The organism is Enterococcus sp. MSG3290 (genome assembly GCF_050555565.1).
GTDB classification, from domain to species: Bacteria; Bacillota; Bacilli; order Lactobacillales; family Enterococcaceae; genus Enterococcus_B; species Enterococcus_B faecium.
Window position 1 is genome coordinate 352,043 of the sequence record NZ_CP187862.1, and the last position, 14,159, is coordinate 366,201.

Genomic DNA, 14,159 nt, shown 5'->3' on the forward strand with positions numbered 1-14,159 from the left:
TTTTCATTTGCTGATGAGAAATGTTTTGTTCTTTTTCTTAGGAAAAATTTAGGAACACTTTATGTGAAAAGAAATGAAATGTATGGTAAACTCCTACGTCGTAACAAAAAAACGTGAGGTGAGGATATGAAAAAAGTAACAAGAGAAGAAGTTGCATCAATTTTGGTGAAAGATAAGTATTTTTCAAAAGGTAATTACTGGTTAAAGATTTGGCAAACGTTAGTGGCTCTTTTAGGATGGATGATCGTTGTTCTTCCTTTTATATGGGTGTTTTTCCCATTAACGAGACCAGAAAGAGCCAAGGATTTTTCCTTGTACGCTTTTTTATCAGAAAAGAAAATGCTGTATTTCTTAATCGGCTTTTTTGTATTGATTTTTTTCAGTTTCCTGATTACCTCATTTGTATTGACTAGGTGGAACAATCGAAATCTATACAAAAAAGTAAATAAATCTTTTGAATATGAAGATGAAAAATTGAAAAAAAGACAAGAATTACTTGAAGAAGTGTATACGGAACGTTTTGGAACAAAAGAAGAGAGAGAAACGGTCCGTTTTTATTCTGTCTCCGAAGAGAAAAATCTAGATACGACATTCATTGCAGATTTGTATAAAGAAAATGGGGTGGAACTGAAATGATCTCAATCACCCATACAGGTAATTTATTCTTAGATACTTGTTTGTCTATTATGTATTTTTTTCTCGTTTCTTATCCGATTTTAGGCGGATTTGTATGGTTTATTGGTGTCTGGTGTTATGTGTTTTTATACAAACATAAGCAAAAAGAATGGGTAGATGTTCCCTTGAGTGTCGAACCGTTCATCACGATCATGGTGCCAGCCCATAATGAAGAAATTGTGATCGAAGATACAATCGAGTATTTGATGACGAAATTGAATTATCACAACTATGAGGTATTAGTGACAGACGATGGTTCAACGGACCAAACACCAGAAATATTAGCCAGATTGATGAAAAAATATGCTAATCTTCGTGTGGTTCGGATCGAAAAAAATAAAGGGAAAGCCCACGCGTTTAATATCGGACTTGCCTTTGCAAAAGGGAAATTGATTTTAAGCAATGATGCAGACACGGTACCGGAGCCAGATGCACTGATTAGGTATGTGAATTATTTCATTCGCCCTGGTGCAAGACATATTGCTGCGGTCACTGCAAATATGGATGTCCAAAATCGTACCAAATTGATTGCAAAATCTCAAACGGTTGAATTCTCAAGTATCGTGGGCATCATTAAACGAACACAGTCAGCTGTTTTCGGTGGTCTTTATGCGTACAGTGGAGCAAATACGATGTATCGAAAAGAAGCCTTGATCGATGTGGGCGGATTCAGACAAGATCGAGCGACGGAAGACATCAGTATTGCTTGGGATCATCAGTTAAATGACTGGTTATCTGTTTTTGCTCCTGAGATTATCTTTTTCATGGAAGTACCTGTGACGTTGAAGATGCTATATCGACAAAGAAAACGTTGGGCAAAAGGTGGAACAGAAGTCTGGCTGACGAATTTCAAAAAAGTGATGCTCCATCCTTTTAAACATATTGGAAGAACGATCATCTTCATTGATCAAACATTGAGTATTGTCTGGTCAATATTCTTTTGTATTTCCGTAGTTCTTTTTGCTGGATTAATCGGGCATTATGTATATCAAGGAAACTACGAACAGATTTATATTACTTTTACATTCAGTTTTGTGTTCATCTGCTTTGAAATGGTCGCAGGATTTTTCCAGTTGCTAGCTTCGCTGATTGTAGATGATCGACGAAGAAAATTGAAATACCTTCTTTTCGCACCACTATATATGCTTTTGTTCTGGATAGTGAACGCGATAACGATCGTGACGACTTTCATTCCAGCAGTCAAAACGATTTTAGGTTATGGAAGCGGGACATGGAAAAGTCCGGAACGTACAAAAAAATAAAAGATGCACCGTTTTTTAGACAAACAGCCTGTTGTGTTTATGGTTCTTCCAGACATTTTTGCTTATAATAAGAAATTAGTTAAAAAGTAGTAAGGATGGGAAAAGTGATGAAAAAAAGAATGAAGCCGTTAATCTGGCCGATTGCTGTTTCCGGTATTTTCTTCTTCGGACACACAGCTTTTGCAGAAACTTCTGAACCTGCTCAAACAGAGCCTTCAACAACTATAAGCTCTTCTGGTGCTGAGAACGGTGCCTCGGAAACAGAAATGACTTCCAATGTACCGACAGATAATTCAGGAGAAACGATTTCGTCTTCAGAAGATACATCAACGAATAGTTCTACCTCTTCTGACCCAATCGATCATTTGCAAGACTTGGAAAATAAAAGAAAAGAACTCGAAGAAGCATTAGAGGCTGCAAAAAACAAATTGAAAGAAGACCAAGCAGCAATCGATCAAGATTTAGCTGATCTTAAAAATAAAGCGGGAAATGACCGTGCACAACTTGAGAAAAAGCTTGCTGAAGCGAAAGCAAAAGCGGAAGCTGTCCAAACAGATCTTGACGGGAAGATCCAACAAGCAAAAGAATTCAATCAACAATTAGATCAGGTTGCTCAAACAGCTTCTGGAAAGCTAAGTCAAACTCAAGCGGATATCACAGCGGCCAGTCAAGCGATCCATGGAAAGATCAGCGAAGCGCAAACAGTTGCTAATGATTTTGAAGCAAAAAAAGCTGACTTAGCAGCTAGTTTCCAACGAATAAAAGATATTTTGCATTCGGCAGGAGAAAAATCAGTGACCTCTGGAAGCACGACAGAAACAGTTCAGCAAACGACAGAGCCATCCAAATCAACAAGTCAGACTTTGCCAAAAACAAATGAAAAAACAGCTTCTGTCAGTTATTCCTTAGCAGGGGCGGGTGTGTTAGTCGCAGCAGCTTACGGAATCATCCGCAAAAAGAAATAAAAAAGAGAGGATGGGAAGGTAGAGTACCTCGAAGTTAGACTGAAAAATCTAATTCTTGAGTGCCACTACATGTCCCATCTCTCTTTAGTTATTAAAACAGCTGTCCCCTACTTATCTCGTGGAGACAGCTGTTCCACTACATGTGACCATCAGCATGCCATTGTCGCTGCCTAATACTTCATAGTCCATTTTTACGCCAATGATCGCATCAGCTCCTAATGCTTTTGCACGTTCGGCCATTTCGGCAAGTGCTTCTTCTCTTGCACCCATTAGTTCGTTTTCATAGCTTTTTGAGCGGCCGCCAAAGATATTTCGCAACCCCGCCTCCAAGTCTTTAAATGCATGGATCCCAGTAATGACCTCACCAAAAACGATCCCTTTATAAGCTACTACGGCTTTTCCCTCTACACTGTTCGTTGTTGTTGTAATCATTCGATCACTCCTCTCTTTTAATTAAAGTATAACAAACTTCAAGAAGCACTACACATATTTTCCCAAAATTAGAAATTTATTATATACTTGAATTGTTCATTAATGAAAGCGAAACCAATCGTTAGCAACTATGTAAAAGAAAGGAAGATTCTTGTGAAAAAAAGTATTTTGCTTATTTCTCATAGTCAAAAAGTAACAGATGGTATTAAAGAAATGATTGAGCAGATGCAAAAATCCGAAGAGGTGCAAATTTTTTCTCTCGGCGGAATAAATGGCGAGATCGGATCAGACCCGATGAAAATCGTAGAAGCTGTCAATGAATCAAGTGATGCAGCTAGTTATTTTGTTTTTGCGGATATCGGCAGCGCGGTATTGAATTCGGAACTGGCAAAAGACATGTTGGAAGAAGAACAGCAGCAACGTTATCATCTGGTGGATGCGCCTTTAGTGGAAGGAGCTTTTGCAGCAGCCATCACTGCTGGTATAACAGATGATACTCAGCAAATCTTAACAGAAGCACAAAATGCCGGAAAGAAAGGATGGGAATAAATTGAAAAAAATCATGAATGATCCAAGCAATATTGTCGAAGAAATGCTGGAAGGATTAGTAAAAAGCTATCCAGAACTTGTTCATCGTGTAGAATCTTCCCGTGTTGTAGCCAAGAATCAGAAAGCGGAACAAGTTGGTTTGGTTTCTGGTGGAGGAAGCGGACATGAACCATCCCATGCCGGGTTTGTAGGGGAAGGGATGTTAAGTGCAGCAGTGCTTGGTGATGTGTTTACTTCTCCAACTCCAGATCAGATTCAAACGGCTATCAAGGAAGCGGATAGTGGAAAAGGAGTTTTGCTGATCGTTAAGAATTATACAGGGGATGCATTGAACTTCGATATGGCAAAGGAATTAGCTGCTATGGACGATATTGAAGTAGAAAGTGTGATCGTAGATGATGATATCGCCGTTGAAAATAGTACGTATACTGCCGGAAAACGCGGAGTCGCAGGTACTGTTCTTGTACACAAAATCGTGGGCGATGCAGCAAGAAACGGTGCTTCCCTAGCAGAGTTGAAAGAACTGGGAGAAAAGGTCGTACAGGCAACTAAGACGATCGGTGTAGCGCTTCGAGCAGCAACTGTACCAGAAGTAGGGAAACCAGGATTCGAACTAGGAGAAGATGAGATCGAGTATGGTGTTGGTATCCACGGTGAGCCAGGCTATCGTCGAGAAAAGATGCAGCCTTCTAAAGTACTGGCAAAGGAACTTGTTACTAAGATTTTAGATGATTACTCGAATTTGCCAAAAGAAGCAGGTGTACTAGTCAACGGAATGGGCGGGACGCCTTTGATGGAACAGTTCGTGTTCATGAATGATGTTTTAGCTTTGTTGGAAGAAAGAGGAGTCAATGTAGTTTTCCGAAAAGTCGGTAATTTCATGACTTCACTAGACATGCAAGGTCTTTCTCTGACACTGCTCGACTTGACGGAGACACAATGGAAAGATTCTTTAGAAAGCAATGTACAGACGATTTCATGGTAAAAAATCTCAAGATAAAAGGGTGATAATATGAAACTAACCGTTCAAGAAATCCAAGAATGGCTCACGCAATTTGCAGAGGCAATCAATCAGAACAAACAATATCTCAGTGATCTAGATACCCCGATTGGCGATGGAGACCACGGAAATAACATGGGAAGAGGAGTTTCAGCTTATGAAGAAGCTTTTCAAGCCGATCATCCTGAAACAATCAGCGATACATTCAAAGTATTTTCTATGGCGATGATATCGAAAGTCGGTGGTGCTTCTGGTCCGTTATACGGATCTGCATTCATGAACATGATGAAAGCGACAAAAGAGGTCGATTCTATTGATTCTCAAGAAAAATTAGGAGAAGTGATCGAGCAGGGAACAGCGGGTATTCAAAGCCGAGGAAAGGCAGAAGCTGACGATAAAACGATGTTAGATGTTTGGCTACCAGTTACAGAGGCGTTGAAAGCAGGGAATTTAACAAAAGAAATCATTGACCAGGCAAAAGAACACACCAAAGACTTGGTAGCTAAAAAAGGACGAGCTTCCTATCTAGGAGAGCGTGCAATCGGACATATCGACCCAGGAGCTGCTTCTAGTGCCATTTTATTTTCAACGCTTTTAGATGTGATCAATCAACCTTAAGTTCAATAAAACTGCGGTGATGCTCATCGCAGTTTTTTGTTTGGCTGTTCTTATGACTTGATACAGAACAGCTTTTTCACAACCTCTATTTGTCCATATCGCAAAATTCAGGTAGAATACAAAAGATAACGGAAAGAGGCGAAACAATGGAACTTGGAAAATCAGATTATCAGTTGTTTGATCGACCAATCTACGCATTCAAACAGCTCAAAGAGAGCCATCCAACAGATAAGATCGAACAAATCAAGAAAGAATATAAAGAACACTGGCAAAAATGGAAAGAGATCCAGCTCCAGACAGCTGCACTTTTGCCTGATATGTACGGCATGAGCAAACCTAAAATCGAAAGCTGGACGAATGGCTGGAATTTACGCAGTCATTTTTGGAGCGCGTACCGAAGCGAATCTCGTCAAGACGAGAATGCCTGTCTAGCAGTTTTGTTGAATCAAAAACAATACCAAATCTATTTGATGTACCAACATTATAAAAGCGAAGAACGATATGGTAGCATTGTAGCGTATAACCAGTTGCTTGCGATACTGAAAGAGTGGAGCAAAACAGTCGATATCAAGGATTATTACATATGGCCGCAACCAGAACATGAACTTGACGACCACTTAGCTTTGTCTGACTATTTGTCCGATACAAAGAAACAAGAAGAGTTGAAAAAAGCGATGAGAGACCGAACCTTTCAAATGGGTAAACTATTCTTCTATCCGCAAGAAATCGAACACGTTGAGCAAATAACCGCTGAAACCTTACAAGAACTAGCACCACTATATCAAAAGCTAGGTGCGGAAAAATTTCAATAGACAACACGAAATAAGCAATGCGAAAAACAAACCTTACTCTCGGCTTGCGAGTGAAGGTTTGTTTTTGATTATTCAAAAAGTAAATATTTAAAAAATTGATAGGAATCAATTACTTAAGGTCTCCAAAGAAGGAAAATAAAGCAAGGGACAAAAAGAAATCCACTCTATTTGCTGGTATCTGGTTCGCTTGACGTTTATGCTATGATAAAAGAAAATTATCAGTTGGAATAAGGGAAGTTATGTTTCTTTATTAGAAATAGCTGTTTAGAAGGAGGAGAGATTATGAGTCATGATCATTTATGTGTTTCATTTGTTCCTTTGTTCAATCACTTAGTACAGCAAGATCAAGAAAAAGTACACGCACTTGTCAAACATCACTATGTGGAAAAAGGAGAACAGATTCTTGCGCCGAATGGAGAACCTCAATTAGTGATCGTGGCCTCCGGCAGTATGAAAGTGTATCAATTATCTGCTAGCGGAAAGGAACAGCTTTTACGAGTAATAGAGCCGGGCGGATATGAGGGAGAGAGCCAGTTGCTAGGCGTTCCAAATGAGTCTTTATTTGGCGAAGCACTAGAAAAAACGGAAATTTGCATATTGAGACAAAAAGATTTCTCGGAACTCTTACTGCATTATCCCGCCCTTAGTCTGAAACTTTTAGCAATCAACGTTGAGAAATTAACAAAAGTACAGCAGCAGACAACTTTTTTGATGATGGAAAAAGTAGAAGAACGAGTCGCTGTCTATCTGCTTGACTTAGCTAAAGCGACAGGGAAGGATCACTTTTTCCTGCCAATGAAAATGAAAGAACTTGCTGCATTTATCGGTACGACCCCCGAAACTTTATCTAGAAAATTTAAATTATTAGAGGAGAATGGTTATGTAAAAAGAAAGAATCGAGAAGTCTGGATCATTGATAAAGAGCAGTTAGAAGACTTGTAAATAAAAAAATGACCTCCAAATGTTGGATTTTTGACCCAGATTTGGAGGCTAGCATGAAATTGTACATGCTTTTTTATTATCCTTCTAGTAAGTCTCTTCGCCTATAACCAATAGAACCAAGGACGAACAGTGCAAGGATGATACATGATAACGTAAGGAACACGGAAAGATCAAAAGAATCGTTTGGCATCCGTGGAACCCAGCTAGGGACAGCTGTTTTGGAAAACCATTCTGGTAAATCCAAAATTCCGCCAAAGTAATTGAGTACAAAGGAGTAAGCTAAGTAGATATAAGCAAGTTTACCCATTCGAGGAAGCCATCCGAATAGAAAGCCACTAATTCCGATAAACACTAAAACGGCAGGCAGGAAATTGAACCCGGCTTTAAGAAACATCAATAGATCCATGTCTTTCGCATCCTTCATCGAAGCCAAAGCAGAAAGCCCTAGTGCACCAGAACTAATCAGGATTGCCAATATAGCAAATAGAATAGCTAGTAACATATTGGTCCAATAAAGTTGGTTCCTAGAAATTTTTGTTGCGAACAGCTGATTCATACGTCCGTGGGTTTCTTCTGTAAATAAACGATTGATGCTAGCAATTGGTAAAATAGCAGCTAGACAAATCAAGACGACCATGATCGTGCTTGTAAAGTTTTTTTCAATTGAGACGCCAGATTGGATAAACATCTGTTTCATTAAGTCGTTACTTTCTAAAAACTGTTGCATATTCCCGTAGATAGAGCCGTATGCCGCCCCCATCAAACCAAAAGTGATAAGCCAACTGATTGTCATCCCTTTATTTAGATAGAATAATAAACCACGCAAGGATAAAAGAGAACGTTTAGCATACGGTTTTCCTTCACGTTCGGGGATATAGCCGGTGTTCAAATCTCGATGTTCCTCTAAAACAAATGAACTGATTATCAAGATTAGACTGAACAAAAACAAATAAAGCAAAGGAATCCAGTTGTTAGTTGTAAATGGATAGGTCAAATAAGACCAGCCTAAAGGATTCCACATCGAAAGGGAGGAATCAGCTACATCTGTTATTGCTCGTAGAAGGTAAAGTCCACCTAAAAACGCTAAAGACAGACCATTCGAACTGGCTGAACTTGGCATCAGTTGTGCAGCAAACAGTGCAACGGCACTCCCCAAAATCCCCATACTACCTACAGATAGCCCAAAAAGCCAAGCACCTTCTGCAGTGATCGAATCTGCTTGGAAAAAAATCATCGTACAGCTGATCGATATTGCTAAAAGCAAATTGATCAGAATACTTTCAGCGATGACAGCTAAAGAGTTTGCTTGACGTCCGACTCGAAAGGAACGAATAAGTTCAATCAGACCAAGTTCTTCTTTTTTTCTCGTTTGGCTCACCACGTGTAAAACAGAGATCACAGCAGCAAACAAACTGCAAAAAAGCAACATTTCATTTGCATACATCGCTCCTAAAGTATACTCAGCAGCATTCGAAGCTGGAGTTGGTCCGACCATTGCAATCATTGCCGGGTTTTGCAAGGTTTCGTATAATCCAGCTAATCCTTGTCCGGAAGTCAATTCTTCAAACGCAGGGACAAAACCACCAGAAAAAGCAGTGACACCGACTAGCCATATCAGGATCTTTTTCCAGTCACGGCTAAGGTTTTGAGAAAAAAGGGTGGACCAGCGTGAAAATTTATCAGTCATTTCGCTTCCTCCTCATCCTTCATAATGTCTCATGAATAAATCCTCAAGAGTCGGTGGAATAGATTCAAATTTTTTCACACCTAATTTGGACGCTTCAGCTAAAATCACATCGAAAGCTTCGTTATCAGCAGCAAATTGAGCGAGGTGACCTTTTTGCACAAAGTCATGGACACCGTTCAATTGTGCTAAGTGACTATTCTCTGCTTCTGTTTCTATAGTGATGGTCGAACGAGTCAAATGACGCAATTCATCGAGTGTTCCTTCTTCTACGACTGTTCCTTCGCGTATGATCACGACTTTATCCGCTAGTCGCTCGACTTCACTGAGAATATGAGAAGAAAGTAGGATGGATTTGCCCTGTTCTTTCAATTTTTCAACTTCTTCTTGGAAAATCGTTTCCATCAAAGGATCTAAACCAGAAGTAGGCTCATCAAATAAATAGAGATCCGAATCAACAGCCAAAGCAGCAATCAAGCCCACTTTTTGGCGATTTCCTTTTGAATAGTTTTTTGCTTTTTTCTTAGGATCAAGAGAGAAACGTTGAATCAGTTCATCTTTTTTTTGAGCACTCCCTTTTCCATGAAGCTTCATGAAGAGATCGATGATCGCTCCTCCAGTCAAATTTCCCCACAAAGAGATATCGCCTGGAACATAAGAAAGACGTTCATGGATAGATAAACTATCTTCCCATACATCTTGCCCAAAAATCGTTGCCGTTCCGCCGTCTTTTTTTATAATCCCTAAAAGTGTCCGAATCGTCGTGGATTTTCCAGAACCATTTGGTCCGATAAATCCAACGACTTCACCTGAATGTACGGTGAAAGAGACATCTTTTAAAGCTTCGAAACGACCAAAGCTCTTTTTCAAATGTGTGACTTTGACGATTTCTGCCATAAAAACCCCACTCCTTTTTCTAAAAATATATACTAAACAAGATTAAATAGTTTAATAAAAAGGTTTTATACCTTTTTATAAAACTTTTTTTATTATTTTAGTACATAATATTCTTTTTATAAATTTCTGTCAATGAATTCATAAACAAGGAATTGCTAGCTTGATACTTTCTCAATAGATAGTTATAATAAACCTCAGAATAAATTTGAACTATATATATTATAAAAGTTTAAAATTACGGGAGGCTCTACAAATGAACGGTTTTGAAAAGAGAGCACAAGAGAAAAAGAAAGAGATTTTACAAGCAGCTTTTGACTTGATGAACACAGACATAGGAACCGCTGGAGTGACAATGGATAAGGTAGCTGAGAACGCTCAGGTAAGTAAAGCGACGATTTTTAAATATTTTGGCAGCAAGGAAGGGCTGATTTATGAAGTATTTTTTGCATTTATGAATGATTTAGGGCAAGAAGCGAAAGCGTTGATTGCGGAAAATCTTCCATTTGAAGAAACACTGATTGCCATGAGTGAAAACAAAATCCGTTATCTCAATCGAGTGAACAAACAATTTTATATCGATTTGATGACATACTATACAAAAAAAGAAAAAAAAGAATTTTCTGACGCGATGGATGCGTATACGCAAGAAAGTTTCAGTATCATGCTTGATCTTTTCCATCGAGGGCGGAAAGAAGGAAAAGTGGATTTGAAATATTCGGATGAGTTCTTGATCCTCTATTTTCAAGCAATGGTAGAAGGAATTTCTAAGCCGGAGATATACGCAAAACTGCTTCCATATACAGCAGAATGGACAGAAGTCCTGATCAAGGGAATCGCACCGAAGAAGAAATAAAGCATAAAAAAGCCGAAACTGACGATAAAATGTCAGTTCGGCTTTTTTGGTTCATAAATGACGTAAAATCAAGCAGATTCGCGTGCTTCTTTGTCATAGACATCATGGACATTGATGAATGGATCAAGAATAGGATTTTTTCCGTCTAAATCAGATTGAAAACGAATGCCATCGATATTGATCCGAGCATTTCGATAGAAATCCGTACCTAATTGTCCCCAAGCTGGTGTAGAAGCATCGACATTACAGAAAATATCGAAACCTTGACTCTTCAAGTAAGCAAATTTTTGATTTTCTGCTGAATAAGGCTGCCAGTCGCTGATGTCTGCACCAAATGGATAAATCAGAATATTTGTTTTTCCTAGGATAGGTGCAACTTCTTGCTGCCACAATTCATTGTCTTTTTTTACATCTTCTAGTGAAGCTTGAGTCATATTCAAGTGACCCCATGTATGGGAAGCAAAGCTCCAGCCGTCTTTCTTCAACTGTTCCGCCACTTTTTTAGCTTCTTTAATCTCTTTTTTTGTTTTTTCATTGTCTCCATATTGAGATTTTGATGTTCGATAACCTAAAACTCCGTTGTAACCTGTCAGGGCCAAGGTACCTTTTGCGCCTCGATAAGAAAAATCAGGATGTTTCTTGACAAAGGCATCGATCAGAGGAACCATGTCAAAGTCACCGATTTCTTCTTTATCTTTCTCTTTATAGACATTTTTGATTTCATTGTTATTTGATACGACCAATCGGCTAGGAAAACCGGAATTATCCATATATTCATAATAGCTGACATCATCTTGTGAAAGAACCAATGGTTTTTTTCCTTCAGGTAGCGCAAGCCCGTTAAAGGAAAGATTTCCTTGTTCGTCTTTTTGGATCAAATCATTCAAATTAACTAAAACAAAATCATTTTGATAAAGTTGTTCGATCGAACGGTTGAATTCTTCAACAGTCACCATATAATCTTTGTATCCTTGTGCCTGTTGAGAGTGGAAGGCTTTTTGCGGGTCCACGATCAAGCTATGGAAAAAAACATGAGAGATCTGAGTAGGATCAGACCAGTCGATCAGTTGTTCTTTCTCCTTTTTTAGTGTTTGAAGAAGCTGTTGTGTTTCAGTAGATCCGTTCTTACTATCTTTTTCCAATAACGCAATCGCTTGGTCATAATCGTAGCTTTGAGCCAGATTTTTTGCTTGAGTAACTAGTTGTTGCTTATCATCTGTCGGTTCTTTAGCTTTTTCTGTTATTTTTTTTTCAGGAATGATTGGTTCTTTTTTTGTAGATGATCGGATGACAAAAAACAAACTTAGAATTAAAATAACGATAGTTAAAGCAGAAGTGGCTCCTAAAATAATTTTTTGCTTTTTTTCCATATACCTCGTCCCTTGCTTTTTCATTTTTTTACTTGTCCCATTCCTTATTGTAACGAAGAAAGAATAAGAGGCAAAGTAAAGTGACTTCTCGATAAATTGCAGAAAAAATACAGAAAAAGTTATTTCTTTTAACAATAATTGAAAATAAAATGTTCGGAATTAGAGCGGATTCAAAAAAGAAAAAATGAGGAATTTAAAAAAAATATCCTTTTTCTGTTGACAAAGAAAAAGTTGCGCTCTATGATAGACACATATTAATAATAACAAGACGAAGATCGAAACGAAGTAGTTGTTAAAGCCAATGTTTCAGAAAGCTGGTGGTCGCTGCAAACCAGTACATGCTTTAAAGCGAATTACATTTCAGGAGTCTTTGGCAGTGATTGCCACGCGACAGCGTTAAATGTTCGAGAGGTATGTTGGATATCTAGACATACAAATTGGGTGGTACCGCGAGATTTCGTCCCTTGGCTTATATGCCAAGGGACTTTTTTTATTTCCTATCCTATCCTGAAGAAATAATTAATTACACATGCTAGCAGGTTCCTGCTTTCATAAAAAAACTACACGGAGGTCAGTAAAATGAATATTATTGATGAATTAACTTGGCGCGACGCCATTAATCAGCAAACAAACGAAGAAAGACTTCGCGAGCTCGTTGAAGAAAAGAGCATTTCACTTTATTGCGGCGTTGATCCAACTGGTGATTCGATGCATATCGGACATTTGATTCCATTTATGATGATGAAAAGATTCCAATTGGCAGGCCATCATCCATATATTCTGATTGGCGGCGGAACAGGAACGATCGGCGACCCAAGCGGCCGCAAAACAGAACGTGTGTTGCAAACGATGGAACAAGTGCAACATAACGTGGACGCACTTTCCAATCAAATGAGAAAATTGTTTGGTAAAGATGCAAATATCACATTTGTGAACAACTACGACTGGTTGTCAAAAATCTCTTTACTTGAATTTTTGAGAGACTACGGTAAAAACTTCAACATCAACACGATGTTAGCAAAAGATATCGTTGCCAGCCGTTTGGAAGTAGGAATCTCATTTACAGAGTTTACTTACCAAATCCTGCAATCTATCGACTTTTTGCATCTGCATAAAACATACGATGTGCAATTGCAAATCGGTGGAGCAGACCAATGGGGAAATATCACAGCTGGATTAGACCTAATCCGAAAATTAGAAGGACCAGAAGCAGAAGCGTTCGGTTTAACGATCCCATTGATGCTGAAGGCTGACGGAACGAAATTCGGAAAAACTGCAGGCGGTGCCGTTTGGCTTGATCCGAAGAAAACTTCACCATTTGAGTTCTACCAATTCTGGTTGAATCAAGATGATCGCGATGTAGTGAAATACTTGAAATTCTTTACTTTCTTGTCTCAAGAAGAAATCGAAGACTTAGCGAAAAAAGTAGAGACAGAACCTGAGAAACGTGAAGCACAACGCCGTTTGGCAGAAGAAGTTACAAGATTTGTGCATAGTGAAGAAGACTTGAAAGAAGCGCAAAAAATAACGCAAGCATTGTTCTCTGGAAATATTAAAGAACTAAATGCGGAAGAAATCGCGCAAGGATTCGGTAAAATGCCGAACGTTGAAATTTCAAGCACACCTGAAAATATCGTGGAACTGCTTGTTTCCACAAAAATTGAACCATCTAAGCGTCAAGCACGTGAAGATGTTTCAAACGGAGCTATAAGTATTAACGGTGACCGCGTTACCGATTTAAATTTTGTCATAAATCCATCCGATGAATTCGATGGTAAGTTTGTGGTTATTCGAAAAGGTAAGAAAAATTACTTTTTGGCCAAAGTAATTGATTAGAATTTAGTAAGTTTTTACCTTGAAAAAGGGAAATACTATTACAACATTCCAATTTTGAAACCCATCCTAAAATAGAACGCTGGTTGTCGTTAATACAATCTTTGCGAGGGAGTTTACATTTGTAAATTCCCTCGTTTTTTTTAATTATTTCAAAAGTGTGAACAATTCGGATAATTGATACATATTAAAATATGATTAAAAAGCAGGCCAAAACTTAGTTTACAGAATAGAAGAACAGGTGTAATGTAGGGCTCGACAAAATTT

At 38.5% G+C, this 14,159-nt stretch carries 14 protein-coding genes and 1 other annotated feature; of the genes, 10 read left to right on the plus strand and 4 right to left on the minus strand.

Annotated elements, in window-relative coordinates:
* Window positions 1-126: 126 nt before the first annotated feature.
* From IGL31_RS01655 to IGL31_RS01665, 3 genes are all read left to right on the plus strand, one after another.
* Complete coding sequence (locus IGL31_RS01655; protein ID WP_002294644.1) at window positions 127-636, plus strand: hypothetical protein; 510 nt, start codon at window positions 127-129, stop codon at window positions 634-636.
* Window positions 633-1,937, plus strand: coding sequence for a glycosyltransferase family 2 protein (locus IGL31_RS01660; RefSeq protein WP_002294643.1), 1,305 nt, complete (start codon window positions 633-635; stop codon window positions 1,935-1,937). Before IGL31_RS01655 ends, IGL31_RS01660 begins: the two co-directional genes overlap by 4 nt.
* A 107-nt stretch (window positions 1,938-2,044) precedes the next feature.
* Window positions 2,045-2,902 carry an LPXTG cell wall anchor domain-containing protein gene (locus tag IGL31_RS01665; RefSeq protein WP_240186776.1) on the plus strand — a complete coding sequence of 286 codons (858 nt, stop codon included), beginning with the start codon at window positions 2,045-2,047 and terminating at the stop codon, window positions 2,900-2,902.
* Window positions 2,903-3,013: 111 nt separating this feature from the next.
* Here IGL31_RS01665 and IGL31_RS01670 read toward each other — a convergent pair whose 3' ends face one another.
* Window positions 3,014-3,334, minus strand: a complete 321-nt coding sequence (locus IGL31_RS01670) for a heavy metal-binding domain-containing protein (protein WP_002289297.1) — start codon at window positions 3,332-3,334, stop codon at window positions 3,014-3,016.
* 153 nt (window positions 3,335-3,487) lie between these two features.
* Here IGL31_RS01670 and dhaM point away from each other — a divergent pair, with 153 nt between their 5' ends.
* The 5 genes from dhaM (at window position 3,488) to IGL31_RS01695 (ending at window position 7,255) form a co-directional block, all read left to right on the plus strand.
* On the plus strand, window positions 3,488-3,883 hold the full coding sequence (dhaM, locus tag IGL31_RS01675; RefSeq protein ID WP_002304157.1) for a dihydroxyacetone kinase phosphoryl donor subunit DhaM: 396 nt from the start codon (window positions 3,488-3,490) through the stop codon (window positions 3,881-3,883).
* On the plus strand, window positions 3,858-4,868 hold the full coding sequence (gene dhaK / locus IGL31_RS01680; protein ID WP_179189382.1) for a dihydroxyacetone kinase subunit DhaK: 1,011 nt from the start codon (window positions 3,858-3,860) through the stop codon (window positions 4,866-4,868). Before dhaM ends, dhaK begins: the two co-directional genes overlap by 26 nt.
* Before the next feature lie 27 nt (window positions 4,869-4,895).
* Window positions 4,896-5,501, plus strand: coding sequence for a dihydroxyacetone kinase subunit DhaL (gene dhaL, locus IGL31_RS01685; protein WP_002307910.1), 606 nt, complete (start codon window positions 4,896-4,898; stop codon window positions 5,499-5,501).
* 146 nt (window positions 5,502-5,647) lie between these two features.
* A complete protein-coding gene (locus IGL31_RS01690) occupies window positions 5,648-6,313 on the plus strand; it encodes a glucose-6-phosphate 1-dehydrogenase family protein (protein ID WP_086299892.1) in 666 nt (221 codons plus the stop codon).
* A gap of 282 nt (window positions 6,314-6,595) precedes the next feature.
* Entirely contained in the window at window positions 6,596-7,255 is a 660-nt protein-coding gene (locus IGL31_RS01695) for a Crp/Fnr family transcriptional regulator (protein WP_002289290.1), read from the plus strand.
* 76 nt (window positions 7,256-7,331) lie between these two features.
* On the opposite strand, the gene IGL31_RS01700 is transcribed toward IGL31_RS01695, so the two are convergent.
* Both IGL31_RS01700 and IGL31_RS01705 read right to left on the minus strand, forming a co-directional pair.
* A complete protein-coding gene (locus IGL31_RS01700; RefSeq protein ID WP_086299891.1) occupies window positions 7,332-8,942 on the minus strand; it encodes an ABC transporter permease in 1,611 nt (536 codons plus the stop codon).
* A gap of 12 nt (window positions 8,943-8,954) precedes the next feature.
* The gene (locus tag IGL31_RS01705; protein ID WP_002294635.1) at window positions 8,955-9,836 is read right to left on the minus strand and encodes an ABC transporter ATP-binding protein; all 882 of its coding nucleotides are present in this window, start codon (window positions 9,834-9,836) and stop codon (window positions 8,955-8,957) included.
* A gap of 253 nt (window positions 9,837-10,089) precedes the next feature.
* Here IGL31_RS01705 and IGL31_RS01710 point away from each other — a divergent pair, with 253 nt between their 5' ends.
* A complete protein-coding gene (locus tag IGL31_RS01710; RefSeq protein ID WP_002294634.1) occupies window positions 10,090-10,689 on the plus strand; it encodes a TetR/AcrR family transcriptional regulator in 600 nt (199 codons plus the stop codon).
* 68 nt (window positions 10,690-10,757) lie between these two features.
* On the opposite strand, the gene IGL31_RS01715 is transcribed toward IGL31_RS01710, so the two are convergent.
* Complete coding sequence (locus IGL31_RS01715; RefSeq protein ID WP_002296829.1) at window positions 10,758-12,059, minus strand: polysaccharide deacetylase family protein; 1,302 nt, start codon at window positions 12,057-12,059, stop codon at window positions 10,758-10,760.
* A 262-nt stretch (window positions 12,060-12,321) separates the two neighbouring features.
* Window positions 12,322-12,527 (plus strand) — a binding site (T-box leader).
* Between the two features lie 111 nt (window positions 12,528-12,638).
* Here IGL31_RS01715 and tyrS point away from each other — a divergent pair.
* Window positions 12,639-13,895 (plus strand): tyrosine--tRNA ligase, encoded by a 1,257-nt coding sequence (tyrS, locus tag IGL31_RS01720; RefSeq protein WP_002286405.1) that lies wholly within the window; start codon window positions 12,639-12,641, stop codon window positions 13,893-13,895.
* The last annotated feature ends 264 nt before the right edge of the window (window positions 13,896-14,159 follow it).

Excerpts from the sequence above, each read along its gene's own strand:
- tyrS (WP_002286405.1), top strand. The coding sequence starts at position 12,639 with ATGAATATTATTGATGAATTAACTTGGCGCGACGCCATTAATCAGCAA.
- IGL31_RS01660 (WP_002294643.1), top strand. The coding sequence starts at position 633 with ATGATCTCAATCACCCATACAGGTAATTTATTCTTAGATACTTGTTTG.
- dhaL (WP_002307910.1), top strand. The coding sequence starts at position 4,896 with ATGAAACTAACCGTTCAAGAAATCCAAGAATGGCTCACGCAATTTGCA.
- IGL31_RS01690 (WP_086299892.1), top strand. The coding sequence starts at position 5,648 with ATGGAACTTGGAAAATCAGATTATCAGTTGTTTGATCGACCAATCTAC.
- IGL31_RS01665 (WP_240186776.1), top strand. The coding sequence starts at position 2,045 with ATGAAAAAAAGAATGAAGCCGTTAATCTGGCCGATTGCTGTTTCCGGT.
- dhaK (WP_179189382.1), top strand. The coding sequence starts at position 3,858 with ATGCCGGAAAGAAAGGATGGGAATAAATTGAAAAAAATCATGAATGAT.
- IGL31_RS01695 (WP_002289290.1), top strand. The coding sequence starts at position 6,596 with ATGAGTCATGATCATTTATGTGTTTCATTTGTTCCTTTGTTCAATCAC.
- IGL31_RS01700 (WP_086299891.1), bottom strand. The coding sequence starts at position 8,942 with ATGACTGATAAATTTTCACGCTGGTCCACCCTTTTTTCTCAAAACCTT.
- IGL31_RS01705 (WP_002294635.1), bottom strand. The coding sequence starts at position 9,836 with ATGGCAGAAATCGTCAAAGTCACACATTTGAAAAAGAGCTTTGGTCGT.
- IGL31_RS01715 (WP_002296829.1), bottom strand. The coding sequence starts at position 12,059 with ATGGAAAAAAAGCAAAAAATTATTTTAGGAGCCACTTCTGCTTTAACT.
- IGL31_RS01670 (WP_002289297.1), bottom strand. The coding sequence starts at position 3,334 with ATGATTACAACAACAACGAACAGTGTAGAGGGAAAAGCCGTAGTAGCT.
- IGL31_RS01655 (WP_002294644.1), top strand. The coding sequence starts at position 127 with ATGAAAAAAGTAACAAGAGAAGAAGTTGCATCAATTTTGGTGAAAGAT.
- IGL31_RS01710 (WP_002294634.1), top strand. The coding sequence starts at position 10,090 with ATGAACGGTTTTGAAAAGAGAGCACAAGAGAAAAAGAAAGAGATTTTA.